The sequence below is a fragment of the Sinorhizobium sp. BJ1 genome, from assembly GCF_002531555.1.
GTDB classification, from domain to species: Bacteria; Pseudomonadota; Alphaproteobacteria; order Rhizobiales; family Rhizobiaceae; genus Sinorhizobium; species Sinorhizobium fredii_B.
Window position 1 is genome coordinate 1 of the sequence record NZ_NWTH01000073.1, and the last position, 8293, is coordinate 8293.

The following is an 8293-nucleotide window of genomic DNA, read 5'->3' on the forward strand; positions in this document are numbered from 1 at the left end:
ACGCTCCCATCGCCGATCTTCGAGATGCGACCGCTATGATCGGTCTCGCCCGACTGATATTTCTTCGGCATCCCCGGCATGAAGCCACTGCGACAAGGGACCGGCCTCCAGACCAATTCGCTCCATCGCCACGCCGTGCTCGCCGAACCAGGCGATCAGCGCATCGGGTTCGCTGAGGATCTTTGCTTCGCGCACAATGCGGCCGTCCGCATCCACCACGCACACACTTGAGTATTCCAGGGATACGTCGATGCCGGCATACTGCTTCATGGTCGTCTCTCCGTGCTGCTATGGAGCAGGCCACTCCTGACTCCGCGACACCATCATTGTGAGGGACGACCACCGACCTTCAAACCTGGCGGACCGGGTCCCGCCCGTTACACCATCTTTTGAGCGCAGAGCGCGAACACCTTCGCAATCCGCCGCGCACGAGGCTCTTTAGGAATGACTGCCCTCGGACCCAAACATGTCATTCGGCAATCGGCTTGGTGACGACCGCTTCGTCCGCTGTTCGGCCGTGCAGTTTGCCCGCAGCGATCGGCTCGATTGAGCCCAATCCGGTCCTTCTAGGTGTCGCTTTCAGCGGCACAGGTGGGAGGAAACAAGAAGTCCGACGCGATCGGGTGGAACGGCCCCTTTGCAGCCTGAAGCGGTCATCCAGCAGCTCCGAGTCCCGGCGAAAACAGGCTAGCCGGCAGGGAGGTACGCTCTCTGCGCTACAGCCAGCGGCGGACGCGGGTCCTGTAGGCGCGGTAGACGTCGCCGAACTTGCGCTCGAGATAGGCTTCCTCGCGGGCGACCACACCGTACCGAATAACGAAGTAGAACGGCACCAGCATGATAAGGAGCCACAGGCTGTCGAAGCCGACGGCGAGGCCGATCAGGCCGAGAAACATTCCGACATAGATCGGGTTCCGGCTGTAGCGGTAAGGGCCCTCGTCGACGATCGTCGTCGTCGGCTGGACGGTCTGGATATGCGTGCCCGCCCGGCGAAAGGTCGTCGCCGCCCAGACGAGCAGTCCCAGGCCGGCGAGGAACACGATAGCGCCTATCCAACCGGGCGGCATGGCCGCCGACAGGAAGGGCAACGGATAGAGAGCATCCAGCACGAGCCCAGCCAAGGCCGCAACTGCCCAGGCGATCGGTGGCCGCACCACCGCGCCGGAACTGTCGCGAAAACTGCCGCCCGCGTCATTCATCTAATTCCCTTCCGCGTGCCCGTGCCGGAAGCATAGCAAGAATTCGGATCGCGTAGCAGCCTGGGATGGGAGGAAGGAGCGCACAGGCCGATCGAGCCGTGAGCGTGAGTCCGGCAGCATCAAGCGTCAAATGCCGCCGGCCATCGACCTAAATCAGGCATTTGCTCCGACTGTCCAAACAAGCCCGGCGACGGCGCAGGCGAGCAGCGTCGCGATGATCGAAGCCTGATAGCGGAAGATTGCGACCGCGGCCGCCGCTGTCAGCAGGAGTGATGGCAATACCAGTGAGGATGGATCGGGAACGTCGAGGGCGAACCATCCGAGCTTCCACGTCACCACCTCCGAAAACAGTGTGTGCAGGCCGAACCAGACGGCAAGGTTGAGGATTACGCCGACGACGGCGGCGGTGATCGCAGACATCGCGCCCGTCAGCGCTACGTTGTTGCGAAGGCGCTCGATGAAGGGCGCTCCGAGGAAAATCCAGAGGAAGCACGGCACGAAGGTCACCCAAGTCGTCAGGATCGCCGCGAGCGTCGCCGCCGTCATCGGGTTCAGCGATCCCGGATCACGGTAGGCTCCCATGAATCCGACGAACTGGACGACCATGATCAGAGGGCCCGGTGTCGTCTCGGCCATGCCGAGGCCGTCGAGCATCTCGCCGGGCTTCAGCCAGCCGTAATGCTGAACCGCCTCCTGGGCGACATAGGCGAGCACGGCGTAGGCTCCGCCGAAGGTGACGACGGCCATCTGGCTGAAGAACAGCCCGATCTGGGTAAAGACATTGTCCACGCCAAGAAAGGCGGTCAGCAGCGCCAGTGGGACGAGCCAGATCGCAAAGAACACCGCCGAAACCCGAAGCGACCAGGAAAGGTTCGGACGGGCATGCGCCGGGGTTCCCTCGCCGAGCAGCGAATCCTCGTCCTTGAGCACCGGGCCAGTCCCTGCCTTGTGACCGCCGCCGATCCGGAAGAGCGGCGAACCGGAGCGGCCGCCGATGTAGCCGATGATGCCCGCCGCCAGAATAATCAGCGGGAATGGGACGCGGAAGAAGAAGATGGCGATGAAAGCGGCTGCGGCGATGCCGAGCATCAGCCGGTTCTTAAGCGCCCTGCTACCGATGCGGAACACGGCATGGATGACAACGGCGAGCACCGCGGCCTTCAGGCCGAAGAACAGCCCTTCAACAACGGTGACATTGCCAAAGGCGGCGTAGATGTAGCTTAAGCCCAGGATGGCGAGGAAGCCCGGCAGCACGAACAGCGTCCCGGCGACGAGGCCGCCGGCGGTGCGGTGCAGCAGCCAGCCGATATAGACGGCAAGCTGCTGCGCCTCGGGTCCGGGCAGCAACATGCAGTAGTTCAAGGCATGCAGAAAACGGTGCTCGCCGATCCAGCGCTTCTCGTCGACGAGGATGCGGTGCATCACCGCGATCTGTCCGGCCGGACCGCCGAAGCTCAGGGCCGCGATCCTCGCCCACACCCGGACGGCTTCACCGAAGGGAATGCCGTGAGCGTATTCTTGCCGCGCCGCAGCCGGCGCGGCCCTGTTTGCAGTCTCGGTCATTCACGAATCCTTCTTCGGCGACGGCCAGTTATGCGTTTCGTCGGTAGCATCCCGGCACCAGCGGTAAAAGGCGTCGTAGAGCAGCATCCCGGCTTCCAGTTGCTCGAGGTCGTCGGCATACATGCGCGACAGGCCGAGAGATGCCGCAAGCAGGCCGGGCGCTTGTGGCGCAAGATCGAGGCGGGACGTATCCGCCCCGCGCACGATGGTCGCGAGCCGTAGCAGCGGTTCGGTCGCAAGGCCGAACTCTTCGACCATGACGTCGAAGGTGCAAAGCCCGCCCCGGTGGCTCCAGCGGATCGGGGCATCAATGTCGAAGGGGGTCGCGGCGAAGCGCTCGGCAACCGTCTCGACCTCGGGTGGCGACACGTACAGGAAGACGGCCTGTGGATCGACAAAGCGGCGAATCAGCCAAGGGCAGGCGATGCGGTCGATCTTCGGCCGCGCCCTTGTCACCCAGACGGTGCGGCCGCTGGCGTCCCGCTTCGGAACTGCAGAAGCTGGCACGGCCGCATAGCCGCCCTCGGCCCAGGCCTCGAAGCCGCCTTCGAGAACGTCGGCGGCAATGCCATAGTTGCGAAGCCAGGCAGCAACGCCGCAGCTGAGCTTCTTGCCGCGATGGCAGATCACGACTGCGGAGTCTGAATCGAGCTCCGCGGCCCATTCCTGCACGTTGCGATAGTCGCGCCGGACCGAACCGGGTAGCAAGCGCGGATCCTCGTCAAAATCCTCATCGATGCGGACATCGATGAGCGCGGGGCATTTCGGGGTGCCAATAAGGCGGACGAGCTTCTCGGGGGAGATTTCAAGAAGTGACGACATATGACGCGTCCTCCGTGTGAGCGGTTGAATGGACGCGATGCTTCGGCTGTCGCCTCGTGGGGTGATCGCAACCCCATACCGGGTGTTTTCCGCTCATTGTCCGGCGCTGTCAAGCGGCTCGGTTTATACGTCAATGGCCTGATCTTAGTCGCCGATTCGCCAAGCTCGACAAGCGCGCGGGTGTGGCCGAGATTCTCCACCGGCCACTGGCAACCGACACTTCGTTCCGGCATCTTTGTCGGCTTCAGGTGGGGCGCGGCAAACGCCACGCCGTTCATGCATCTATCAACGACCGAGAGACCAGAACGGTGCTGCGGATACACCCTGCGACTTTCCTCTTCGCGGCGCGCGCCCTGCGGGACATCGGCGACGGCTTCGTGGCCGTGCTGTTGCCGATCTATCTGCTCGCCCTCGGATTTACGTCGCTAGAAGTCGGTGTCATCGCGACCGCATCGCTGCTCGGTTCCGCGCTGCTGACGATATGTGTCGGCTTCCTGGGGGCCTGGCACGATCACCGCCAACTTCTGCTGGCTGGCGCGAGCTTGATGATTGCAACAGGTGTGGCCTTTGCCGTTGTCCACGATTACGCGCTGCTGCTGGTCATCGCATTTGCCGGCACGATCAATCCCTCGGCCGGCAGTGTCAGCGTGTTCGTGCCATTGGAGCATGCCGTGCTCACCCGCGAAGTGACGGAGCGTGAGCGAACCAGGATGTTCGCGCGCTATAGCCTCGTAGGCGCGTTCGCCGGAGCGATAGGTGGCCTCGCAGCAGCGGTACCCGACCTTCTTGGCCCGATTGGCCTTGATCGTCTTGGCGGCATCAGGGCGATGTTCGTCGTTTACGCGCTTCTCGGGCTGCTCGGCGGCTTGCTCTACGCGCGCATCCCAAGCCGCCCGGCAGCCGACGCGGGCGCTGCGGCCGCGCTCGGCCCGTCGCGCCATATTGTTTTCAAGCTGGCGGCGCTGTTCAGTCTCGATGCCTTCGCCGGCGGCTTCGTCGTCCAATCACTGCTCGCCCTTTGGCTCTTCGAACGTTTTGGCCTGTCGCTTTCGGAGGCTGCTGTTTTCTTCTTCTGGTCGGGCGTGTTGTCGGCGCTGTCGTTCCCTGTGGCCGCATGGCTGTCGCGACGCATCGGCCTGATCAACACGATGGTGTTCACGCACATACCGTCGAGCATCGCTCTGATGCTGGCGGCATTTGCGCCCACACTAGCCCTCGCGCTTGCCTTTCTGCTTGTCCGGGCTGCATTGTCGCAGATGGACGTGCCGACGCGCTCGTCCTACGTGATGGCCGTTGTCACCGAGGCGGAGCGGGCCGCCGCTGCAAGCTTCACGTCGGTGCCGCGCAGTCTTGCAGCCTCGGCCAGCCCTGTCCTGGCCGGCGCCCTCTTCGCCGCATCATCCCGAGCATGGCCTCTGCTTATCTGCGGGGCATTGAAGATTGTCTACGATCTGCTGTTGCTGATGCAGTTCCGGCGGCTGAAGCCGCCGGAGGAATGCTGACGCAACCGGCGGCGAACCCTCTTCAACGAATGAGGATCTCCCGCAATGCGATGATCACCAGGACCAGACCGGTGAGGGCCTCGACAAGCTTCGATATCTTGGCCAACAGAGCGTGCCGGGTCGCGAGCACTTTCTCGATCCGCATCCGGAAGAAGACGGTCGCGAGTGCCACGCTGGAGAGGGTGAGTGCCACCCCCGTCATCATGACGAACGCGAACATGATCCCGGCTTCGGGCACGCCGCGACATGGCGAAGGTCATGACGAACAGCGTCAACGGACAAGGGATCAGGCCGGCCATGAAACCGACGGCGACACCTTCCCTTTCGCCGTGCACATGCGGCGGCCGGAAGAAGGCAATCCACAGCATCGCCTTGATAGTCGACTTCGCCTTCGCCGAGCATCGCAAGGCCGATATGGCTGAGCAGCGTCATGTCGGCCTATCGCGCCAGATCGAGCGCGGGAACTGGTCGAGCGCGATGATCAGGGCCAGCCGTCCGTGAGGATCGTCCGCCCAGTGGCCAAGTTCGTCGCGTGCAGCTGCTTCAGCCGTTTCGGTAAACCGGGCGACGATCTCTTCGTCCGCCCCTCCACGCATCCGCCACACCCAGTATTCCTGGTGGCTGCGGACATCGAAGTCCGGCCTGCACCTCTCGGGAAACCAGAAGTCCAGAACGGCGTTCCATTCGGGAATGTCGATCGCGCTCGTCATGGTAGCACCCCAAAGCGTTCGTCAAAGACCAGTGACCGCTGCACCTGGAAATACCCAGGCGCGGCGGTGGCATGGTATCGTGTGCCTCCCGACCGCGCTGCCTTGGCGATGGCTACATCGCGGGTCATCGTTGACCGCCCCTTCAACCTTCTGAAATTCTATTCGATAGATCACTTCCTTGCCCGTCACAAATGCCCGGTGCGGCGTGATCACCAACCGGTCGCCACTGGTCGAAAAAGGCAGGATCAAGTTGGATAGTCCCCAAGCGGATTCCAGCTTGCGTCAACGTGATGGGCAACCCTGCCGTTTCCGACCGTATAGGAAATCACTGTAGGCCAGCATGATATCGAAAAGGGCGACCTTTTTCGTCCTCCGTAAGCCTGGGACCCTTGGGTATCGGTCGCCAGGGGCGGACCACCAACGCCATGACTCGGCCGTCCGCCTGATACGAGAGAACCGGGTCCGGACCCATGGCGTCGGCTACCTCGCCGGAGGCAACAACTTGCCGTGTCCATGAGAGCATTCGCCAGGTTCCGAGTAATGCGGATGCATTTGGCGTGCGATCCCCTCCAAACAGCCCCCGCAGGATCGCCCACAATACCATACGGAGTTGGCGTGCACACCGCCGACAAGAGTATATTGTGCCTATTTCATGCTGAGGGCGTAGCGTCTGGTCTGGTTCCGGGAGCGGTCATGAGAGAGGACCGCGCTTTTCCTACGTTCGGCGATCGTTGCGTCGAGAGTTTTCCTGAAGTACGGTCTCCCTTGTGATTTGGGATGCTGCGAGCATGCGGGACGGACGCGAACAACGCCTTCGTCCTTAGAGTTGATCGCCTTCCATGTTACTGTGAGCGCAATCGTCCATTTCGGCACGGCAGGCTGGCGGGGCATGGCAGGGATTCTTGATGTCGTTGTCATTGGAGCGGGTTCGGCCGGGCTTGGGATCAGCTACTTCCTCAAGCAGAGAGGTCGCGATCATCGGGTGCTCGAACGGAGCCGGATCGGAGAGACGTGGCGGACCCAACGCTGGGACTCCTTCCGTCTGAACTCGCCGAACATCCGCTCGTTGCTGCCCGGCGATTCCCCTGACGGGCCTGACCCCTGGGGGGCCAGCACACAGCATCAATTCGTCTCCTATCTCGAGAGTTATGTCGAGCGGCATCATTTGCCGGTGATAACTGACGCTCCGGTAGAGGAACTGTCCAAGGATCGCGGGCTCTTTCTCGTGGCGACACCACCCGGTGTACTTCAGGCCCGCAACGTGGTCATAGCGAGCGGTAGCCTGAACTGTCCGAAGCGACCGCCTACGGCGGCGGAGCTGCCGACAGCACTCCGCCAACTCGACTCTTCGGCCTACCGCAATGCCGCCGAACTGGAACAAGGTGCTGTCTTGGTGGTCGGCAGCGGCCAATCTGGCGGCCAGATTGCCGAGGACCTGGCGCTCGCGGGACGCTCGGTCTTTCTGGCGACGAGCCGAGCCGGCCGCCTGGTCCGCCATTATCGCGGCGGCGACATCTTCAATTGGATGACCCTGTCCGGCTATCTCGACGTGCCGCGAAGCGAAATCGTCCTGCCTTCTGGGAAGCTGCCGCCGCGAGGCCTGCTCGGTGCCACCCACACCATCAGCCTGCAATCGCTGAGCACTGAGGGCGTCGTGTTGCTCGGTCGCTTCTTGGGTATCGAGAATGGCAGCCTGATGTTCGGCGACAACCTGGATGAGCACATGCGCTTTGCCAACGAGAGCTCAGCCGACGTCAAGCGCTTTATTGACGATTACATCCGGCGCGCCGGGCTGAACGCGCCGCCAGCCGAGGATGACTCAGCCGAGATGATCGCCCCACGCCTGCCCAGTCCACCGATCCGCTCAATCGAGTTGGCGACAAGCGGCATAAGGTCGGTGATCTGGTGCACAGGCTTCAGAGGCGATTTCCAGTGGATCAAAATCCCGGACACCATCGACGACGACGGCCAGCCTATTCACCAGAACGGAATCGGATTCGTTCCCGGACTGTATTTCTCCGGCCTCGACTTTGCATCGACACGGAAGTCCGGAACCATACCCGGGATTGCTGAAGAGGCAGCACGCCTGGTGAACCATCTCGCCAGGCGATCAGTGAGTTAACGGCCGGAAGGCATGCACAGGAGCAAGGTGATGAGTCACGACCTTTCGGTGTGGCTGGTGGTAGGGCAAAAACGACTTTCGTGATCGTAGCCGGGGCGAGTGTCGAATTCGGAACCGAACGTCTGAAAGCGAATTTTCTCCAAGGAACATTTTAGAATGATGGCAGATTGCGGAGTGACGACATCGATTTCGGCGAATCGCGGTGACGCGCCTGACGACGCAACGCGGGCGAAGAGGCATTTACCGCGAGTTCTCAATGTCGTGTGTGCGGCCAAAAGCGGTCGTCGTGATGCCGGTAGCTGAACGACCGAAATGGGTGGAGGCTGTGTGAAAACTCCCGCTCATGATAGTCTACCTCCAGTTGAGCGGGGGATT

6 protein-coding genes and 2 pseudogenes are annotated in these 8293 nt (G+C 62.4%); 2 read left to right on the forward strand and 6 right to left on the reverse strand.

Annotated features, from left to right (window positions below; genetic code table 11):
- Positions 1 to 72 precede the first annotated feature (72 nt).
- The 4 genes and pseudogenes from CO676_RS33605 to CO676_RS33620 all read right to left on the reverse strand — a co-directional run.
- Positions 73 to 270 (reverse strand): annotated as a pseudogene (locus tag CO676_RS33605) (IS110 family transposase); the annotation flags it as partial.
- A gap of 446 nt (positions 271 to 716) precedes the next feature.
- Complete coding sequence (locus CO676_RS33610; protein WP_097524233.1) at positions 717 to 1199, reverse strand: isoprenylcysteine carboxylmethyltransferase family protein; 483 nt, start codon at positions 1197 to 1199, stop codon at positions 717 to 719.
- A gap of 153 nt (positions 1200 to 1352) precedes the next feature.
- Positions 1353 to 2762 carry a chromate efflux transporter gene (gene chrA / locus CO676_RS33615; RefSeq protein WP_097524234.1) on the reverse strand — a complete coding sequence of 470 codons (1410 nt, stop codon included), beginning with the start codon at positions 2760 to 2762 and terminating at the stop codon, positions 1353 to 1355.
- Positions 2763 to 3584: a sulfurtransferase/chromate resistance protein gene (locus CO676_RS33620; RefSeq protein ID WP_097524235.1), complete on the reverse strand. Its 822-nt coding sequence runs from the start codon at positions 3582 to 3584 to the stop codon at positions 2763 to 2765.
- A 308-nt stretch (positions 3585 to 3892) separates the two neighbouring features.
- Here CO676_RS33620 and CO676_RS33625 point away from each other — a divergent pair, with 308 nt between their 5' ends.
- The gene (locus CO676_RS33625) at positions 3893 to 5086 is read left to right on the forward strand and encodes an MFS transporter (protein ID WP_097524236.1); all 1194 of its coding nucleotides are present in this window, start codon (positions 3893 to 3895) and stop codon (positions 5084 to 5086) included.
- A 22-nt stretch (positions 5087 to 5108) separates the two neighbouring features.
- Here the strand turns inward: CO676_RS33625 and CO676_RS37115 are convergent.
- Positions 5109 to 5436: pseudogene (locus CO676_RS37115) on the reverse strand (sulfite exporter TauE/SafE family protein); the annotation flags it as partial.
- A gap of 78 nt (positions 5437 to 5514) precedes the next feature.
- Positions 5515 to 5796 carry a DUF924 family protein gene (locus CO676_RS33635; RefSeq protein WP_097524237.1) on the reverse strand — a complete coding sequence of 94 codons (282 nt, stop codon included), beginning with the start codon at positions 5794 to 5796 and terminating at the stop codon, positions 5515 to 5517.
- 889 nt (positions 5797 to 6685) lie between these two features.
- Between CO676_RS33635 and CO676_RS33645 the strand changes: the two genes are divergently transcribed.
- Positions 6686 to 7918 carry an NAD(P)/FAD-dependent oxidoreductase gene (locus CO676_RS33645; protein ID WP_097524238.1) on the forward strand — a complete coding sequence of 411 codons (1233 nt, stop codon included), beginning with the start codon at positions 6686 to 6688 and terminating at the stop codon, positions 7916 to 7918.
- Positions 7919 to 8293 lie beyond the last annotated feature (375 nt).

Bases quoted from the DNA above. Each gene is read 5' to 3' on its own strand.
- CO676_RS33610 (WP_097524233.1), bottom strand. From the start codon at position 1,199: ATGAATGACGCGGGCGGCAGTTTTCGCGACAGTTCCGGCGCGGTGGTG.
- CO676_RS33635 (WP_097524237.1), bottom strand. From the start codon at position 5,796: ATGACGAGCGCGATCGACATTCCCGAATGGAACGCCGTTCTGGACTTC.
- CO676_RS33645 (WP_097524238.1), top strand. From the start codon at position 6,686: ATGGCAGGGATTCTTGATGTCGTTGTCATTGGAGCGGGTTCGGCCGGG.
- chrA (WP_097524234.1), bottom strand. From the start codon at position 2,762: ATGACCGAGACTGCAAACAGGGCCGCGCCGGCTGCGGCGCGGCAAGAA.
- CO676_RS33620 (WP_097524235.1), bottom strand. From the start codon at position 3,584: ATGTCGTCACTTCTTGAAATCTCCCCCGAGAAGCTCGTCCGCCTTATT.